The sequence below is a fragment of the Sorangium sp. So ce394 genome, assembly GCF_051474665.1.
Classification (GTDB): domain Bacteria; phylum Myxococcota_A; class Polyangia; order Polyangiales; family Polyangiaceae; genus Sorangium; species Sorangium cellulosum_D.
In genome coordinates, this window is the sequence record NZ_CP150339.1 from 4411420 (window position 1) to 4429134 (window position 17715).

Annotated in this window: 12 protein-coding genes; 7 read left to right on the forward strand and 5 right to left on the reverse strand. The window is 71.9% G+C overall.

The window, feature by feature from the left end:
• The first annotated feature begins 173 nt into the window (after positions 1–173).
• The 6 genes from WMF33_RS16375 to WMF33_RS16400 all read left to right on the forward strand — a co-directional run bounded on the left by WMF33_RS16375 (position 174) and on the right by WMF33_RS16400 (position 7074).
• Positions 174–1145, forward strand: coding sequence for a macrolide 2'-phosphotransferase (locus WMF33_RS16375; protein ID WP_437338009.1), 972 nt, complete (start codon positions 174–176; stop codon positions 1143–1145).
• Between the two features lie 152 nt (positions 1146–1297).
• A complete protein-coding gene (locus WMF33_RS16380) occupies positions 1298–1585 on the forward strand; it encodes a hypothetical protein (RefSeq protein WP_437338010.1) in 288 nt (95 codons plus the stop codon).
• Positions 1582–4617 (forward strand): ATP-binding protein, encoded by a 3036-nt coding sequence (locus tag WMF33_RS16385; RefSeq protein ID WP_437338011.1) that lies wholly within the window; start codon positions 1582–1584, stop codon positions 4615–4617. Before WMF33_RS16380 ends, WMF33_RS16385 begins: the two co-directional genes overlap by 4 nt.
• Before the next feature lie 438 nt (positions 4618–5055).
• Positions 5056–6441 carry an MFS transporter gene (locus WMF33_RS16390; protein WP_437338012.1) on the forward strand — a complete coding sequence of 462 codons (1386 nt, stop codon included), beginning with the start codon at positions 5056–5058 and terminating at the stop codon, positions 6439–6441.
• Positions 6442–6627: 186 nt separating this feature from the next.
• Complete coding sequence (locus WMF33_RS16395; RefSeq protein WP_437338013.1) at positions 6628–6801, forward strand: hypothetical protein; 174 nt, start codon at positions 6628–6630, stop codon at positions 6799–6801.
• Between the two features lie 78 nt (positions 6802–6879).
• The gene (locus WMF33_RS16400) at positions 6880–7074 is read left to right on the forward strand and encodes a hypothetical protein (RefSeq protein ID WP_437338014.1); all 195 of its coding nucleotides are present in this window, start codon (positions 6880–6882) and stop codon (positions 7072–7074) included.
• Positions 7075–7427: 353 nt separating this feature from the next.
• Here the strand turns inward: WMF33_RS16400 and WMF33_RS16405 are convergent, their stop codons facing one another.
• Entirely contained in the window at positions 7428–8312 is an 885-nt protein-coding gene (locus WMF33_RS16405; RefSeq protein ID WP_437338015.1) for a polysaccharide deacetylase family protein, read from the reverse strand.
• Between WMF33_RS16405 and WMF33_RS16410 the strand changes: the two genes are divergently transcribed.
• The gene (locus tag WMF33_RS16410; protein WP_437338016.1) at positions 8272–8673 is read left to right on the forward strand and encodes a hypothetical protein; all 402 of its coding nucleotides are present in this window, start codon (positions 8272–8274) and stop codon (positions 8671–8673) included. The two genes, WMF33_RS16405 and WMF33_RS16410, sit on opposite strands and share 41 nt — an antisense overlap.
• Positions 8674–9112: 439 nt before the next feature.
• On the opposite strand, the gene WMF33_RS16415 is transcribed toward WMF33_RS16410, so the two are convergent.
• The 4 genes from WMF33_RS16415 to WMF33_RS16430 all read right to left on the reverse strand — a co-directional run bounded on the left by WMF33_RS16415 (position 9113) and on the right by WMF33_RS16430 (position 17460).
• Entirely contained in the window at positions 9113–10780 is a 1668-nt protein-coding gene (locus tag WMF33_RS16415; RefSeq protein ID WP_437338017.1) for a LamG-like jellyroll fold domain-containing protein, read from the reverse strand.
• Positions 10781–11044: 264 nt separating this feature from the next.
• Positions 11045–13036 carry a S8 family peptidase gene (locus WMF33_RS16420; RefSeq protein WP_437338018.1) on the reverse strand — a complete coding sequence of 664 codons (1992 nt, stop codon included), beginning with the start codon at positions 13034–13036 and terminating at the stop codon, positions 11045–11047.
• A 348-nt stretch (positions 13037–13384) separates the two neighbouring features.
• Complete coding sequence (locus tag WMF33_RS16425; RefSeq protein ID WP_437338019.1) at positions 13385–15952, reverse strand: polynucleotide kinase-phosphatase; 2568 nt, start codon at positions 15950–15952, stop codon at positions 13385–13387.
• Complete coding sequence (locus WMF33_RS16430; RefSeq protein ID WP_437338020.1) at positions 15949–17460, reverse strand: 3' terminal RNA ribose 2'-O-methyltransferase Hen1; 1512 nt, start codon at positions 17458–17460, stop codon at positions 15949–15951. Before WMF33_RS16430 ends, WMF33_RS16425 begins: the two co-directional genes overlap by 4 nt.
• Positions 17461–17715 lie beyond the last annotated feature (255 nt).

Consider the following 17715-nt stretch of genomic DNA (forward strand, 5'->3'; position numbering starts at 1 on the left):
CCGTCCGTGCCCTGTCTTCCACCGCAACGCGGAAGACCGGGGCGCGGAGCCTCACGCCCGGTAGCCTGGAAGGAGCATGCCACGCACGCCTGGCCGGTCGTGAGCTCGCGCCGCGAGTCTTCCCCATCCACGCGCGCCGCCCGCAGCGGCGGCGCGCGACGAGGCTCGCGATCATGACCGAACGTTCCAACACGCCGTCCACCCCGTCCCCGTCTCCTTCCTCCTTCGCGCCCATCGACTCCGTCGGCGCGCTCCTCGATGCGGCGCGCCGCGAGGGGCTCCGGCTCGTCGCCTCGCACGAGGGCTTCGACCAGACCGGGCTCGACTTCCTCGCCGTGCACGCCCGCGACGAGGAGGGCGTGCCGTGGATCGTGCGCACGCCGCGCCGGGCCGCGGTGGTCGAGGCCGCGCGCGTCGAGGCGCGCGTGCTCGCCCTCGTGCGCGGGCGCTTGCCGGTGGCCGTCCCCGACTGGCGCGTGCACACCGACCAGGTGATCGCCTACCCGAGGCTCGGCGACGTCCCCGCGATCACCATCGACCCCGAGGCGGGCGTGCGCTGGAACCGCGTCGACCCGGCGGCGCCCTCGGAGGCGTTCATCGCGTCGGTGGCCGACGCCCTGGCGGCGCTGCAGCGCGTGGACGTGGCGGCGATCGCGGCGGCGGGCGTCCCGGTGAAGTCCATCGAAGAGACGCGGCAGCTCCACGCCCGGGCCATGGACGAGACGCGCGCCGCGCTCTCGCCCCCCGACGCCCTCTGGGCGCGGTGGCAGCGCTGGCTCGCGAACGACGAGGTCTGGCCGCGCCACCTCGCCCTCGTGCACGGCGACCTCCACCCCGGGCACATGCTCCTCGACGAGGGCGGCCGGCTCACCGGGATCCTCGACTGGACCGAGGCCCACCTCGGCGATCCGTCGGTCGACTTCGCCCTCCTCGCCGGCGCCTTCAGCAAGGCCGCGTTCGACGCGTGCATCGCGCGCTTCGAGGCGGCCGGCGGCGCGACCTGGGCCGGCCTCGCGGCCCACGCCCAGGAGCGCTGGGCGGCCTGGCCCGCCATGGCGGCGAAGTGGGGGATGGACACGGGCAACGAGGGCGTGATCGCGCACGCGCGCTCGATGCTCGCCCAGATCGCGGCCGAGGGCAGGTGAGCGGTCCCGGGGGGTAGTGGTCGACTTCGCCCGGAGAGAGTCCACATGAAGGCGGGAAGGAGAGAAGATCATCAAGGTTTTCTTCCCGCCTTCCCGCCTTCCTGTTCAAATTTGACCACGACTCGACCCCACCCTGAGTAGCCTCTTGCCGTATGCGCGGAGGACACGACGCGGAGGCCGGCGCGGCGGATCGCGCGCTCGTGCTCGCCCTGCTGGGCGCGGTCCTCCTCGTGTCGCCGGCGCGCCTGCTCTGGGCGCGCGGCCCGCTCGCGGTGGCGGCCGTCTTCGCGGTGTGGGTCGCGCTGATCGCCCTCGCCTGGCTCGCGACGCGCGCCGACCGCGGCGACACCGGCCGCGGCGACGGCGACCGCGGCGACGCCGGCCGCGGCGACGCCGGCCGCGGCGACGGCGACCGCGGCGAGCGGGAGCCGCCGCCGTGATCGACGTCGGCGTCCTCCTGTCCGCCACGGTGGCGTGGCTCGCCGTGCTCGCCGCCATCGCGCTCGCCGCCCAGCGCGAGCGGATCCCCCGCGCGCTCGCGCGCCACCCGCTCGTGCTCGCCCTCTCGCTCGGCGTCTACGCCTCGTCGTGGACCTACTACGGCGGCGTCGGCTTCGCGCAGCGCCACGGGCTCGTCTTCCTCGCCGTCTACCTGGGCCCGACCCTCGCGTGCATGGCCACGCCGCTCCTCTGGTCGCGCGTGCTCCACATCACGCGCGAGCAGCGCCTCTCGTCGCTCGCCGACCTGCTCGCCTTCCGCTTCCAGAGCCCCGCCGCGGGGGCGCTCGTCGCCGCGTTCTCCCTCGTCGCCAGCCTGCCCTACGTCGCGCAGCAGTTCCGCGCGACCGAGGAGTCGGTCCGCGTGCTGTCCGGGCCGGGGCACGAGGAGGCCGTGGGCGCCGTTTTCTGCGCGCTGCTCGCCCTGTTCACGGCGTTCTTCGGCGCCCGCCCGTCCGCCGAGCGCCGCCGCGAGGACGGCCTCGCGACGGCGGTCGCGTTCGAGTCGGCGGCGAAGCTCGCCGTGCTCGCGGCCGTGGGCCTCGTCGCCGTGCTCGGCGCGTTCGGCGGGGCCTCCGGGCTCGCGGGCTGGCTCCGCGAGCACGCCGCCGAGGTCGAGGCGCTCGCCCGCCCCGTGCGCGAGGACAGCGGCTGGACCTCGATGCTCGTCATCAGCTTCGCCGCGGCCTTCCTGCTGCCGCGGCAGTGGCACATGGCCTTCGCCAGCGGCGCCGGGGACCGGGCGCTCGCCAGGGCGGCCTGGGCCTTCCCGCTGTTCCTGCTCGCCCTCAACCTGCCCGTCCTGCCCATCCTCTGGGCCGGGACCCGCCTCGCCCCGGCCGGGCCCGCCGACAGCTACGTGCTGCTCGTGCCCCAGCTGCTCGACCAGCGCTGGCTCGCCCTCGCCGCCTTCATCGGCGGCATCTCCGCGGCGAGCGCCATGGTCATGGTCACCGCCGTCGCCCTCGCGAACGACAGCGCGACCCACCTGCTCCTGCCGCTCGCCCGGAGGACGCTGCGCCGCAACGTCTACGCGCGCGTGCTGTGGATGCGCCGCGGGCTCCTCACCGCCATCCTCGTGGGCGGGTGGCTCTTCCACCGCGCGCAGGCGAACCGCGGGCTGCTCGTCGAGAGCGGCATCGTGTCGTTCGTCGCCTTCGCGCAGCTCCTGCCGGGGCTCTTCGCCGTGCTCTTCTGGGAGCGCGCCACGCGCGCGGGGTTCATCGCCGGGCTGCTCGCCGGCATCGCCTGCTGGACGGCCCTGTGCCTCGCGCCGCTCTTGCCCGGGATGCCCGGGCTCGATCCGGCGTGGCTCGGCCTCCTGCTCGAGGGCGCGGACCACGGGGGCCGCGCCGCGCGCGCGGCGCGCGCCCTGCCCATCGACACGTGGTCGCTGCCGACGTTCGTGTCGCTCGCCGTCAACGGCGGCACGCTCGCGCTCGTCTCGCTGCTGCGCCCGCCGGCCAAGGCGGAGCGCGAGGCGGCGCGCCTGTGCCGGCGGCGCGAGATCGGCCCGTCGGTGGAGCGCGCGACCGTGGCCTCGAGCGTCGGCGCGCTGGAGGAGCGGCTCGCCCGGCTGCTCGGCCGCGAGGCGGCGGGCATCGAGGTCACGCGCGCCCGGATCGAGCTCGACATCCCGCGCGACGAGACGCGGCCCACCGAGCTCCACGCGCTGCAGGAGCGGCTGCACCGCAACCTGTCGCCGCTCGTCGGCCCGGTGCTCGCGAGGACGGTCGCGGAGGAGGCGGGCGCCCCCGCCGCGGCGCCGGGCGCGGGCGGCGCGCTCACCGAGGAGCTGCGGTGGCTCGAGCGCCGCCTCGCGCGCGGGGAGACGCGGCTCGTCGGCGCGGCGCGCGAGCTCGATTTGTTGCGGCGGTGGCTCCGCTCGGTGCTCGCGCAGCTGCCGCTCGGCGTCTGCGCCGTGGGCTCCGACGGCGCGGTAAGCCTCGTGAACCGGCGGCTCGAGGCGCTCGTCGGCGCCCCGGAGCGCGACCTGGTCGGCGCGCCGCTCGACCGGCTGCCGGCCCCGTTCGCGGAGCTGTTCGCCCGCGCGGTCCGCGCGGCGTCCGCCGGCGAGGCCGGCGCGGGCGCCGAGGAGATCGAGGCGCACGTGGCCGGGCGCGCGCGCTCGCTGCGCGTGCACCGCGCCGCGCTCGATCCGCTCGACGCGCGCGCCGCCTCGGGCGGCGTCGTCCTCCTCGTCGAGGATCGCACCGAGCAGCGCGCGCTCGAGGCGCAGCTCGCCCACAAGGACCGGCTCGCCCAGCTCGGCCGCCTCGCCGCGGGCGTGGCCCACGAGGTCGGCAACCCGCTCACCGGCATCGCCTGCCTCGCGCAGAACCTCCGGGCCGAGGCCGACAGCGACGAGATCCGCGCGCGCGCGGGGCTCATCCTCGGCGAGGCCGCGCGCATCGAGGCCATCCTGCGGACGCTGCTCGAGCACAGCCGCACCGGCGCCGTGCCGTCGCCCGGCGAGGGCCCGCGCGCGCGGGTCGGGCGCGTGTCGCTCGCCCAGGTGATCGCCGAGGCCGAGCGGCTGCTCCGGCTCGACCGCGCGGCGCCGCACGTCCGGGTGGAGCAGGCCTGCCCGGAGTCGCTCGTCGTCGTCGGGGATCGGCGCGAGCTCGTGCAGGTCTTCGTCAACCTGCTCGCGAACGCCCGCGACGCCTCCGGGGCCGGCGCGACCATCGCCGTCCGCGGGCGGATCGAGGCGGGCGAGATCGTGGTCGAGGTCGAGGACCACGGCTCGGGCATCCCCGAGGAGCTCCTCGCCGCCGTGTTCGAGCCGTTCGTGACGACGAAGCGCGATCCGAGCGGCACGGGGCTCGGGCTGCCGCTGTCGCGCTCGATCGTCCAGGATCACGGCGGCACGCTCACGCTGCGGAGCGCGGTGGGGCAGGGGACGACGGTCGTCGTGCGGCTCCCGCTCGCCGGCGCGCCCGGGGCGCGGCGCGGGCCCGAGGCGGCGCCGTGAGCCGGACCGCGCGGGGCGAGGGCGGAATGGCCCTCTGGAACACCGGCGGGTGTTACCGATCGTAACGGGGTCTCGCCGGACGGGCCTGAGTCGACGAGATGGCCTCTGGAACACCGGCGGGTGTTACCGATCGTAACGGGGTGTCACCGGACGGGCCTGAGTCGCCGAGATGCCACCTGGAGCACCGGCGGGTGTTACCGATCGTAACGGGATGTCACCGGACGGGCCTGTCTACGTGATTGGCCCGTAGCAGAACGTGTACTCTCGCGGGGCCTCGCGTGGTATTCGGATCCTGGAGATCAGCAGACGGAACACTGGGGGGTGGCGCGGGAGAGGCCCTGCGCGACACCGTGGCTCCCTCTCCACGGCGCGACGCCGGCGCGAGCCCGGCTTCCGCCCTCTCGACAAGCGCTGGAACTCCTTCGAGGAACCGCTCCCATGGCACAGACGTCTCCCGAAATCCTCGCCGTGACCCCACCGAGCCGCGCCCGCGAGGCCGGGCGCGAGGTCGTCGACAGCGGCACGCTCTGGAAGGTCATCTTCGCGTCCGCCGGCGGCACAATGATCGAGTGGTACGATTTCTACATCTTCGGGAGTCTGGCCGCGATCATCTCCACGCATTTTTTCCCGAAGGACAACCCGACGGCGGGCTTTCTGCTGACGCTGGGCACGTTCGCCACCGGCTTCGTCGTCCGCCCGTTCGGCGCGCTCGTGTTCGGGCGCATCGGCGATATCGTCGGCCGGAAGTACGCGTTCCTCGTGACCTTGCTGCTCATGGGCGGCGCGACGTCGCTCATCGGCATCTTGCCGACGTACGAGAGCGCCGGGCTCGTCGCCCCGCTGGCGCTGGTCCTGATCCGCCTCGTGCAGGGCCTCGCGCTCGGGGGCGAGTACGGCGGCGCGGCGGTGTACGTGGCCGAGCACGCGCCGGACGAGAAGCGCGGCTTCTACACCTCGTTCATCCAGATCACGGCGACGCTCGGCCTGTTCGTCTCGCTGGCGGTGATCCTCGGGAGCCGCCTCATCGTCGGCGAGGACGCGTTCAAGGAGTGGGGCTGGCGCGTCCCGTTCCTCCTGTCGGTGCTCCTCGTCGGCGTGTCCTTCTACGTGCGCGTCCGCCTCAAGGAGTCGCCGATCTTCGCGAAGCTGAAGGCCGAGGGGAAGACGTCGGCCGCGCCCATCAAGGACAGCCTCGGCAACAAGCGCAACTGGAAGGTCATCCTGATCGCCCTCTTCGGCGCCACGGCCGGCCAGGGCGTGGTCTGGTACACGGGGCAGTTTTATGCGCTCTACTTCCTGCAAAACACGCTGAAGGTCCCGTTCATCACGTCCACGGTCGTGGTCGCCGCGGCGCTCGCCCTCGGCATGCCGTTCTTCGTCTTCTTCGGCGCGCTCTCGGACCGCATCGGCCGGAAGAAGATCATGATCGCGGGCAACCTGTGCGGCGCGATCGGGTTCTTCCCGGTGTTCTGGGCGATGAAGCAGAACGCGGACAGCCCGGTCGTGCTCACCCTTCTGGTGTTCGTGCTCGTGCTCTTCGTGACGATGGTCTACGGCCCGATCGCGGCCTACCTCGTCGAGGCCTTCCCCGCGAAGGTGCGTTACACGTCGCTCTCGATCCCGTACCACGTCGGCAACGGCGTGTTCGGCGGGCTGCTCCCGCTCATCGCCTCCTCGGTGACGGTCGCGACCGGTAACATCTACGCGGGCCTCCTCTACCCGATCGCGGTGGCGCTCATCACCGTGGTGGTCGGCGGGATTTTCCTGAAGGAGCGCAGCGACGTGCGCCTCTGGGACGAGCTCGAGCGCCCGCGCGAGTCCTGACGTCCGCCGATCTCGTCGAGGTCGTCTCCGATCTCGTGAGAGAATTTGAACCACAGAGGGCACAGAGGGCACAGAGGGCACAGAGGAGAGAAAAATCTCTGTCCTCTGTGCCCTCTGTGTCTCTGTGGTTCAATTCTCTCTCCTCACGCATCATTTGTGATCCGATGTCAGGGTGAGAGAGCGGCCGTGCTCGATGTCTACCATGAGAAGGTGGTGCTGGGCCGCGACTGGCAGCCGCTGCAGCCGACCCGGGTCGAGCGCAGCGGGCGCGTGATCACGGTGCATTTCCATGTGCCGGTGCCGCCGCTCGCCTGGGACAGCTCGCTCCCCGCGCCGCACCAGGGCGCCGTCACCGAGTGAGCGCAGGGGCGCGGCTTCGAGGTCCGCACGGCGAGCGCGCGGATCCCGATCTCCTCCGTCGCGATCTCGGGCGACTCGGTGCGCATCACCGTCGGCAACGATCTCCCCTCGACGGGCGTCTGGGTCGGCTACGCGATGACCAGCGACGGCACGGCGTTCTCCGGCCGGACGTGGCGCTCGGGCCAGCTGCGCGATTCGGATCCGTTCGTCGGCTCGATCACCGGGACCGCGCAGCCGAATTACGCGGTGGCGTTCGAGATGCCCGTGCCCTGAGGCGCGCCGGCAGGGCACTCCGTCGAGATCTGCGCTGACGAGCGCGACAGCCAGACGTCTGACCGCGGACGGCCGGACGTCTGGCCACGGACGGCCAGAAGTCTGCTCGCCGACGGCCAGAGACCTGACCGCGGGCGGCCGGACGTCTGGGTCTCCAGACGATAGATCCCATCGTGGCGTGATGCGCGGATCCGCCATCGAATCGGGCGCGGGCGCGGTTTGCGTCGAGCGAGGTGCGCGCCGCGCCGCCGAGAACCGGCGCCCGCGGCAGAACATCTCCGCGGGCCGGCGCGTGTGAGGAGGGGAGAGGCTTAGCGATTCGCGGACGTCACAGGCGAGCCGTCACGCTTGCGTCAGGGCGACAGCGTGACGGACTCCGGGTCGAGCGCCACTTCGTAGTAGCCGTGCGGATCCCAGGGAATCGCGACGCCGTTCTGCTTGAGCGTGCCGCCGGTGACGGTCACGCGCACGTACTTGCCTGGCGGGAAGTTGTCGGGGAGCTGCCACTTGTACGTCGTTTCGCCGCCGGACTCCGTCTTGGTGCCCGAGGTGACCGCCTTCTGGCCGCGCCAGTAGGCGCCGACGTTGACCACGCTGTCGAGCCACATGTCGCCGAGATCCTTGGCGTGCTTGACGTGATCGACGAAGGCCGAGAGCTGCACGGGCTGAAAGGCGCCGTCGCTGCCGCCGGTGAAGCCGTGCACCAGGACGGTGCGCCACCTCTTGGCCGACCGCGCGGTCGTGACCTGCTCGTCGAACGCCGCCGTGCTGGCGCCGGTCGGGGGGATGTAGCAGGGGAGCGTGAACGGGTCGGTCGAGTCGTTCGGGGCGATCAGGGCGTTGGCCACGCCGCGATTGATGAGGAAGCGCGTCCGGGCGATGCCCGTGTAGGTCGACGAGCCGTTCGGCGCCGCCATCGTCCACACCTTGATGCCGAACTTTTCCTCGATGAAACGCGTCGCGGCGTCCGTATCGGAGCCGTCGTCGTTGCTCGAGTGGCTCTTCGTGTGGTTGCCGAGCTCGTGCCCGTCCGTCAGCGCCTTCTGCCACACCGGATCGTTCGATTCGTTCTTGCCGGTCTGGAGGTAGAAGGTGAATGGCACGCCGAGCGCGTTCAGCTCGTTGTAGTGCTGGATCTGGCTCGAGTTCGAGTCGTCGAAGGTATACGAAACGGCGCCCGTGAAGCCGGCCCAATCGATGACCTTGAACCCGCCGGGCGCGCCGGACGGCTTCGGCACGTTACCGGCGCCGGGGGGCACGGGAAGGCCGGAATCGATCGGTTCTCCACCGCCCGTTCCTTCTCCACCCGTTCCGTCGCCGCCGCCGCCGTCGCCGCCGCCGCCGCCGCTGGCGCTGCTGGCGCTCGATGTGCTTGCATCCCCGCCGGTCGACGCCGAGGTGGTGCCGCCCACATCACCGGAGCTGGTGCTGCTCGTCGTGCCGCTGCTGGTCGCAGTCGGCTGGCCACCGGCGCCGCCGGAGCCGCTGGTGCCGGCGTCACCTTCACCGTCATCGCCGCATCCGCTGCAGTACAGCGCGCCCAGCAGCAACATCGCACCGAGCACCGGTGACGACGATGAAGTAAAATTTCCGATGTAGCGCAATCGCGATATTTTCAACATAGTTTAACCGCAGAGATTCCCGCAAGGCGCTCGGATGATCACGACGCACGCGCATCGACGCGACGCATGAACCGCTTGCAGGTGCCAGAAAGGAGCGAGGGCCGCGTCGACGGAGCGCGCCGTCGACTTTCGAGCGACACGGCGATTGCTGGAACTCCCGAGCTGTGCTTCGGCCTCGTGTGCAGCGCCGTGCTCGGTCTCGCGACCTCGTTTGTCGTGCTGTTCTTGTCGCATTGTCGACGCGCGAGGTCAAGAGGGCCCGCGGCGCGAGCGCCGTCGTTCAGCGCGCGGCGGCAGCAGCCAGGCCGGACCGAGGACGAGCACGCTCAGCCGTCGGACCCCCGTGCGGCGTGTGCGGAGGATAACGCAGCTCACGGCGCGAGCGCCGGGACGCGCTCGCGAGGGGCGTCCTCCCCTCAGGGATAGAAGTTCACGGAGACCTTGTTGCTCGCGCCGCTGCCGTTGCGCACGCGAATGTAGCCGGGACCGAGGCCGCTCGGGACCTGCACGGTGAGGCTCGTGGCGCTGATGCTGGTCGGGATTACGAGGGCGGTGTGCGTTGCATCCACGAACTCGACCTGTGCGCCGGGCCCGAAGCCCGAGCCGGCGAGGGTCACCGTCGTGTTCGAGTACATATAATCGGCGTTCCCGAAGTCGAGCCAGAGCCCGCCGCGCACGAGCACGCCGGACGAGAGCATCGGGCTCTCCTGGAGGATCATCTGCTCGTGATCGAAGAAGATGGTCGTCGGGTAGCCGCCGTGCCACCCCATGATCGACTCGCCGGGATAGCTGTCCGGGTGGTGCAGGCCGAGCGAGTGCCCGAGCTCGTGCGCGACGGTCCCCTTCGGCGTGCCGTCGAGGCATTGCCACGTGGCGTACCCGCAGTGGATGGCCAGCGGCTCGCGCACGCCGGAGATGGGCTCCAGCACCCAGTCGCCGACGACGGCGAAGCCGGTGTAGTCGCCATAGAGGTTGGCGCCGGCATAGCCGCCGCCGCCCTGGGAGAACACCAGCGTGGACTGCCGCGCCGGGAAGCCGCCGACGGCCTGAGACACCGCGTTCAGCCAGTTCGGGATCTCGATCGGGTTGTTCTGGCAGGCGCTCGACGGCGACGAGCCGCAGCGCATGTTCACGTAGTTCTGGGGCGAGCGCACCGCCTGGACCGAGCCCACGAGGTGGAACGAGACGTTCGACTGCTGGCGATACCAGCCTTGCAGCTCGGCGAGGGTCGTGTTGATGGCGTCGACGTACTCCTGGTGATACGGCTGGTCGTTCGGATAGACGTAATACGCCCTCACCGGGTAGACCTCGCCCGCGGCGAGCTGCGCCACCTGCGTGGAGCTCAGGGCCTGCTGGTAGAGGCGGACCTCGTCGATCAGGCCATCGTAGGCGTTCCAGGCGGGGTGTCCGCCGATGACGATGGGCCGCGTCGATTGCTGCAGCGCGCCGGACGCGGGCGTCGAGGCGCGGAGCTCGCCGTTCACGTAGAGCTTGAGCGCCGCGCCGTCGTACACGCCGGCGACGTGGGCCCAGGCGTTCGCGACGGCCGGGGTCTCGACGAGGACGTGCTGACCCGCGCCTCCGTTGGGGAAGGCGACGGAGAAGAAGTACTTGCCTTGGGCGATGCCGAGCAGGAACGAGTCCGCGGCGTACCACTGGTTCACGATGGTGCGGTTCCCCGTCACGCTCCGCGGGTTGACCCAGGCGGCCGCCGTGATCTGGTCCTGGAAGTGGAGGTAGCTCCGCCCCGCGCTGCTGATCTCCACCTGATCGCCGGCGCCGTTGAAGTCGCCGGCGGACAGGAACTTCCCCGGGCTGCAGAGGCCGCGGCCGGACATCACCCCGAACGCCCCCCGGCCCGAGTCCTCCCGGACCCGCGCGTTCGTCCCGTCGGTGCAGGTGTCGAAGCTCCAGTAAGCCGCCGGCGTCGGCAGGCTGGCCCGGTCCGCCACGAGCGCGCCGGACGCGGTGTCCACCGCCTCGCCTTCAGCCTCGTCCAGAGGGCCGGGCGCGACGCAGCCCGCGAGGCTCGAAAGCAGGGCGAGGGCGACCGATAGAGATACCGTGTGCATGGGAGTTCGCATGGAAATGAGTGCCTTTCTTGCCTGGCGCGCGCCCACGGGAGCGTGCGCTGCCGGTGGGCCAGCGGCGCGGCCTGCGCCGTGGAATGAGGCAGGGCCCCGGGGAGATTCGCCCCGAGCGACCCGCCTGCCCATTCCTTCGCCGCGCCCTCGGGGCGTCTGACATGACGGCAAGAAAACGACGCGCCGGCTGGCTGCGCGCGGCAGCCGCCGGCGAGCGCCCCAGCGCGTGGCGCTGCGTGGCCCGAGCGTCGAGCCCGGCCTTCGCTAGAGGTTCAAGACCGCTCGCAGCGCGCGCACCGCGTCCACGAAGCCGAAGCCCGTCTCGAAGTCGAAGCCGCGCGCGCCTTCGACCGGTACCGGGCCGATCTCGCCTCTGAGGTCCCGCAGCCGCATGTCCTCCGCGGTGAGCCTCAGCACCAGATAGACGAGCGACGGTGGGAGCCTGTGTGCGCCGAGGATGCTCGTGCCGGCCGCGACGTCGCGCGCGCGTGCGTCGAGCATCAGGGCAGCCACGGCACCGACGTGCGGCGCAGACGCCGACGTGCCGAAGAAGTTCGGAAACTGATCGGGCTCGGTGCTGCCGGGGATCTCCAGCATGAGGGGGGAGAAGAAGAACGTCGTGTTTCCGCCGTCCGGTCCGGTCACGCCGGGCTTCAGCCGCACCTCTGGGATCGGGAGGCGCCTGCCGCGATCGTCGAACAAGATCGGCGTGCCGCCGACGGAGGAGAAGGATTCCAGGCATGCGGGCACGCACGCCGGGTTGAGCGGGCCCCACTCCTCGGTCTGGAACCACGCCGCGGCGCCGACCGCCTCGGCGCCAGCGGCGTTCATATGACCGTACATCGTGGAGCTCCGCGTGTCGAACTCGTCGACGCTGAACGTGCCCTCGATATTGAACCACACGTATTTCATGAGATCCGGCTTCGGGCCCGCGACCAGCTCGATGCCGATCTTGAAGTCCATGTCCTCGTCAGAGCCGTTGACGAGTATGGGGACCTCGACCGCGTCCCCGCCGAGGTTGTTGGCGATGCCTGCGACCTGGCAGACGACCTGCGCGGGATCCAGCGTGCACTCCTCCACGGGCTCGCCGTTCTCGTGGTAGAAGATGATATCCACGTCGCTCCGTGAACCGCGCCTGCCGTTGGCCGAGAGCGACGGTTGGTCCCAGTTGAACGCCAGCTGCGTCATCGAGCGCGCGCTCGCCGAGACGCGCTGCAGGTCGTCGACGCGCGGCCCCGGATCGAAGTCGTGGCGTCGCCCGCCGGAGTGACCGGCTCGACCGGAGTCGCGGAACCTCGACTGGTACGACTGGCGCTCCTGGTTGCCGGCGGCCGAGAAGTACGCCACGCCGCGCTTGACCACCTGGTCCACCGCGTCGGCGATCACCCCGTCCTCGAACATCGGCTCGGCGAAATAGATGATGTCGTCGACGATGATCTTCGCGCCATTGTCGGCGAGCTCGACGATCCCGGCGGCGAAGTCCTCCTGGCTGAAGAGCGCCGTGTGGAAGGACAGGCTCGCCCCCGGCGCGACGTCGTGGATGGTCTGCATCATGGCGCGGCCTTCGTCGATGCAGTCGGGCAACGCCGTCCGGTCCACATCCTGCAGGACGACGGTATCGCGAGGCAGGTCGTCGTTGCGGATGTCTTCAGCGGCGTCGGTGAACATCTGCCCTGGGAAGAGCGGCTCATGCCGACAGTCGAAGCTGTCCGACAGCACGCCGACACGGACCCCCCGGCCGTTGACGCCGAACCGCGCGCGCGCGACGTCGCTCCGCAGCGAGCGATCGCCTTGCGTCGTGACCAGACCTGCCTGCGTCGTGGCCATCGTGGGCTTCATGTACTTCAGGTCCCCCATGGCCGCGATGGCGCCGAGGCGCGCGATCGGGACGCGGCCCGACACGGACTCGCCATGGACCCGCGCGTCGAGCATGCCCTCGCGGGCGAGCTGCGCCGCGAGCGCCGCGCCGTCGTCGCCGTACGCGCTGACGGCGACGTAGCCGTCCTGCACGCGGAGCGTTGGGAACTTCCGGTCGAACGCGGCTTCGTCGGCCGACGGACGCGCCTCGGCCGCGCGCTGCAGCGCGCGCAGATGAGGCCCGAGCTTCGCGCCCGGCCCAGACATCAGGTCGCGCTTGCGCTCGTGCAGCGCCTGCGCGGTCTGCTGCAGATCCGTCTCCTCTTCCCAGCTGGGCTCGCCCACGCACCCTATCAGCACCATCGAGAGAGCACACGCAGAGATCCCCCAGAGCTTCATCGCGATCCCCCCCTTGAGCGGGTCGACGCGTGGCTGCGATCCACGAGCCCCGCTTGACTTCAAGCAATGATGTTCATCCAGGGCGTCGTGGCTATGTCATCACGGCGATGACAGCCTTGTTCCCTTATGAACTCGGTGCATGATCCCACCGCCTCCCCCCTGCGCAACGGGTTTTCGCCGTTGTCCAGGGCAGCGCGACCGGCACGGAATCGGCTGTTCCTCTCAGCGCTCTCTCTACCGCGCTGGTGTCGCGTCTTCTGAGCTCCTCGCTGACGACGCATCCCCGCGGGCCGGGCGGATCGGCGATACCTGTGTACCCAGGGAGGAGCTCAGGCCGCGCTGTAGAGGTCAAAGCCGAGGATCGATGGGCTCGCTCTCCAGCGCGAGCACCCCGAACACGCACTCGTGCACGCGGTAGAGCGGCTCGCCCTCCACGAAGCGGTGGAGCGCCTCCAGCCCGAGCGCGTACTCCCGCAGCGCCAGCGCGCGCTTCGCGGAGACGCTGCGGTGGCGCAGCCGCGCGAGGTGCTGCGGCATCAGGTACTCCGGGCCGTAGATGATGCGCAGGTACTCCGGCCCGCGGCACTTGATCGCCGGCTGGACGAGCCCGCGCGGGCCGCGCACCACCCACTCCCACGACTTGACCACCATCCCCTCGCCGCCGCGCTCGACCATCTCCGTCCAGAAGGCCACCGCCTGCGCCTCGCTCGCCGGATCCGAGAGGTCGACGACGCGGTGCGGGGTCGGCACGAAGAACGCCGGATCGACCTCGCAGAGCCGCCCGAGCTGCCGCAGGTGGAAGCCGTGATCCCGCGAGGCGTGCACCGCGCCCTCGCTCGCGAGCAGGTGGAACGGCGCGAGCCGGAGATCGGCGATCGACCGCACCGGCCAGCAGTAGCGCCGGTAGGCCGCCACGTACCCGTCCATCGCCGCCTTGCGGGCCGCGTGGCGCTCGAGCAAGGGCCGCGCGCTCTCGTCTCGGGCGGCCGCCAGCTCGAGCGCCTTGACCGCGGCGTCGAGCGACGCGCGGCCGGACGCGCCCACGGCGGCGTACTGCCCGCGCAAGAGGTCCTGCGCCTTCGCGGACCAGGGCAGGAGCTCCGCGTCGAGGCAGACCCAGTCGGTGCGGAGCTCGGCCCAGAGATCCGCGCGGTCCATCGCGGCGCGCACCCGGTCGATGAGCTCCCGGCTCCGCGTCTCGTCCGCGAAGAACGGCCTGCCCGTGCGCGTGACGCACACGCCGAGCGGCCCGTCGTCGACGCGGAACCGCCGCCTCCGCGCGGCCTCGTCGCGGCACACGACGAGCACCGCGCGCGACCCCATGTGCTTCTCCTCGCACACGACGCGGCCCACGCCGTTCTGCCGGAAGTACGCGAACGCCTCGCGCGGGTGCTCGAGCAGGCCCCCGTCCTTCGACGTCTCGCTCGGCGACATGGTCGGCGGCAGGTAGATGAGCCAGCGCGGATCCACGGCGAAGCGGCTCATCGCCTCGAGCGCCGCCGCGGCGTTCTCCTCGCGGATCGTCACCATGCCGTGCACCCGCGTCCGGATCGCGCGGCGGCCCCGGATGTCGTCGATGTCGAGCGCGTCGTCCGCCGGCCCCCGCGGGTCGGCCTTCGGGTCGGCCCCGCGCGGCGCGAGCGGCTTCTGCGGCTCGTAGTACACGCGGCGCGCCTTGACCTCGACGAGCTCGCGCTCCGGGTAGCGGAGCGCCGTGAGCGCGCCGCCGAACACGCACCCCGTGTCGATGCAGATGGTGCGGTTCTCCCACTCGGCCACGGTCGTCGGCGTGTGGCCGTAGACCACCATCGCCTTGCCGCGGTACTCCGAGGCCCAGTTGTACCGCACGGGCAGGCCGTACTCGTCGGTCTCGCCCGTGGTCTCGCCGTACAGGCAGAACTCGCGCACCGCCCCCGAGCCGCGGCCCTGGAACGCCTCCTTCACGCCCGCGTGCGCGACCGCGAGGTTGCCGTCATCGAGCACGTAATGGCTGACGAGGCCGTCGATGAAGTCCGCCGCCTTCGCCTTGAACTCGTCCGTCTCGACCTCGAGCTGCGCGAGCGTCAGCTCGAGGCCGTGGGTCGGCCGCACGTCGCGGCCGCGCAGCTTCTTGAGCAGCTTCACGTCGTGGTTGCCGGGCACGCAGAGCGCCGCGCCCGACGCGACCATCGCCATCGCGAGGCGCAGCACGTCGGGCGAGCGCGGCCCGCGGTCCACGAGGTCGCCGAGGAAGATCGCGCGCCGGCCCTCGGGGTGCGACGCCCGCGGCGCGTCCGGCAGCCCCTCCAGGCGGTAGCCGAGCGCCTCGAGCAGCTCGACGAGCTCGTCGAAGCAGCCGTGGACGTCGCCGATGATGTCGAACGGCCCGCGCTCGTCGCGGCGATCGGTCCACAGGCGCTGCCGCTCGATCGTGGCGGCGGCGACCTCCTCGGGCGAGGAGAGCACGTGCACGTAGCGGAAGCCCTCGCGCCGGAGATCCCTGAGCGAGCGGCGGAGCTCGCGGCTCTGGCCGCGCACGACGTGCGGGCCGAACTGCCGGTCCGGGCGGCCGGCGTTGCGCGCGTGGCAGAGCTTCTCGGGCAGGTCGAGCACGATGGCGACCGGCAGCACGTGGTGCTCGCGCGCGAGCGCGACGAGCGGCCTGCGCGCGTCGGGCTGCACGTTGGTGGCGTCGACGACGGTGAGCCTCCCCGCCGCGAGCCGCTTGCCCGCGATGAAGCGCAGGACCTCGAACGCGTCGGCGCTGGCGGCCTGGTCGTTCTCGTCGTCGGACACGACGCCGCGGTAGTGGTCGGACGAGAGGATCTCGGTGGGCTTGAAGTGCGCCCGCGCGAACGTGCTCTTGCCGGAGCCGGAGGCGCCGACGAGCACGACCAGCGAGAGCGCGGGGACGACCAGCGGCTTCGGCTCGCTCACGACGCGTCCTCCTCCGCCTGCGCCCCGGCGCCGCCGCCGTCCGCGCCGCCGTGGCCGTTCGCGCCGCCGTGGCCGTCCGCTTTGCCCGGGCCGTTCGCGCCGTCCTCTCCGGCCGCGCGCGTGAAGATCGCCATCTGCGTCGGCGCGCCGAGCGACGGATCCATCGGGCCGATGGGCAGGTGCTCGACGGCGTAGCCGTGCGCGCCCGCGACCTCGGCGCAGAACGCGTGGAACTCGGCGCGCGTCCACTCGAAGCGGTGGTCGCCGTGGCGGAGCGCGCCGCGCGGGAGCCCCTCGAACCGCACGTTGTACTCGGCGTTCGGCGTGGTCACGACGGCGACGCGCGGCCGCGCGTGCTCGAAGACGGCGCGGGTGAGCGCGCCGAGCCGCGGGGGGTCGACGTGCTCGATGACCTCGATCAAGGTGATCGCGTCGTAGCCCGAGAAGCGGGCGTCGCGGTACGTCACCGACGCCTGGAAGAGCTGGATCCGCCGCCGCTGCTTGTCGGGGAGGTCGTCGAGGCGGAGCCGGTTCTTGGCGATCTCGAGGCTGCGCATCGAGACGTCGGCGCCGGCGACGCGCTCGAAGACGCGCTCGTCGACGAGGCGCTTCAGCAGCTTGCCCTCGCCGCAGCCGAGGTCGAGCACGCTCCTCGCCTCGGCGCGGCGGAGCGCCGCGACGACCGCCGCGCGCCGCTCCTCGTCGAGGCTCATCCGCGCCTCGGCCCTGTCCTCGGGCGCGGCCTTGTCGTCCTCGGCCTCCTCGGGGCTCGCCTCCTCGTCGGCCACCAGCCGGGCGAGCGCCGCGCGGAAGAGCGGCCGGCTGTGCTTGAGGTAGCGGAGCGCGATCGCCTCGCGCTCGGGGTGCTCCGCGAGCCAGCCCTCGCCCTTGGCGAGGAGGTTCTCGACCTCGGCGTCGCCCACGTAATAGTGCTTCTTGTCGTCGAGCACGGGCACGAGCACGTAGAGGTGCGCGAGCAGCTCCCGGAGGCGGCACGTCCTCGCGAGCGAGACGCGCAGGTAGACGCTCTGGCCCCAGTCCGGGAACGCCTCGTCGAGCGGGAGGCGCTCGGCCGCGACCTCGTAGCCGAGCGGCTCGAAGAGCCGCCGGAGCATCGCCTCGCCGCCGCGGCACGGCAGCGCCTCGATCGTGGCGGAGAGGGGGAGCGGCACGTCGGCGAGCTCCGGGCGGTCGCGGCACTTGCCGCCGAGCGCCGAGCCGAAGACCTGCGCGATCGCCACCGAGAGGAACGACGAGGCGACGTAGGGCCGGTCGTTGACGTACTGGGCGAGCGTGCCCGGCTCGCCGCCGCCGCGCCCGCGCACGAGGTCCACGGGGTCGACGTCGAGCAGGAGCGCCGCGGTGCACCGCTCCTCGGTCGCCTCCGGATAGAACACGTGGGCCTTGCCGAACGAGAGCGCGAACGACTGCGTGTGCGCCGGGTTCTTGACGAGCAGGTAGCCGAGATCGGTCGCCGGCCGGTGCGTGGTGGTGAGCGTGAGGAGCATCGAGCGCCGCAGTCTACGGGAGCCGAGCGACGCGCGACAACCGCGCGCCCGGAGCCCCGGGGCGCAGAGCACGATCGCCACCGCGAAAGCGCGCCGCTCGGCAGGGCGCGCCGGCGCGAGATCGACAGGCCAGCTCGGGTTCGCTGACGTCGAACGCTCGAGGGGGAGCCGGTGGTGATAGGGGCGCTCGTGGGGAGTGATGTGGGCAATCAGTGCCTGTGTAGATGCTTGTGACTGAGTTGAAATCTTCGATGG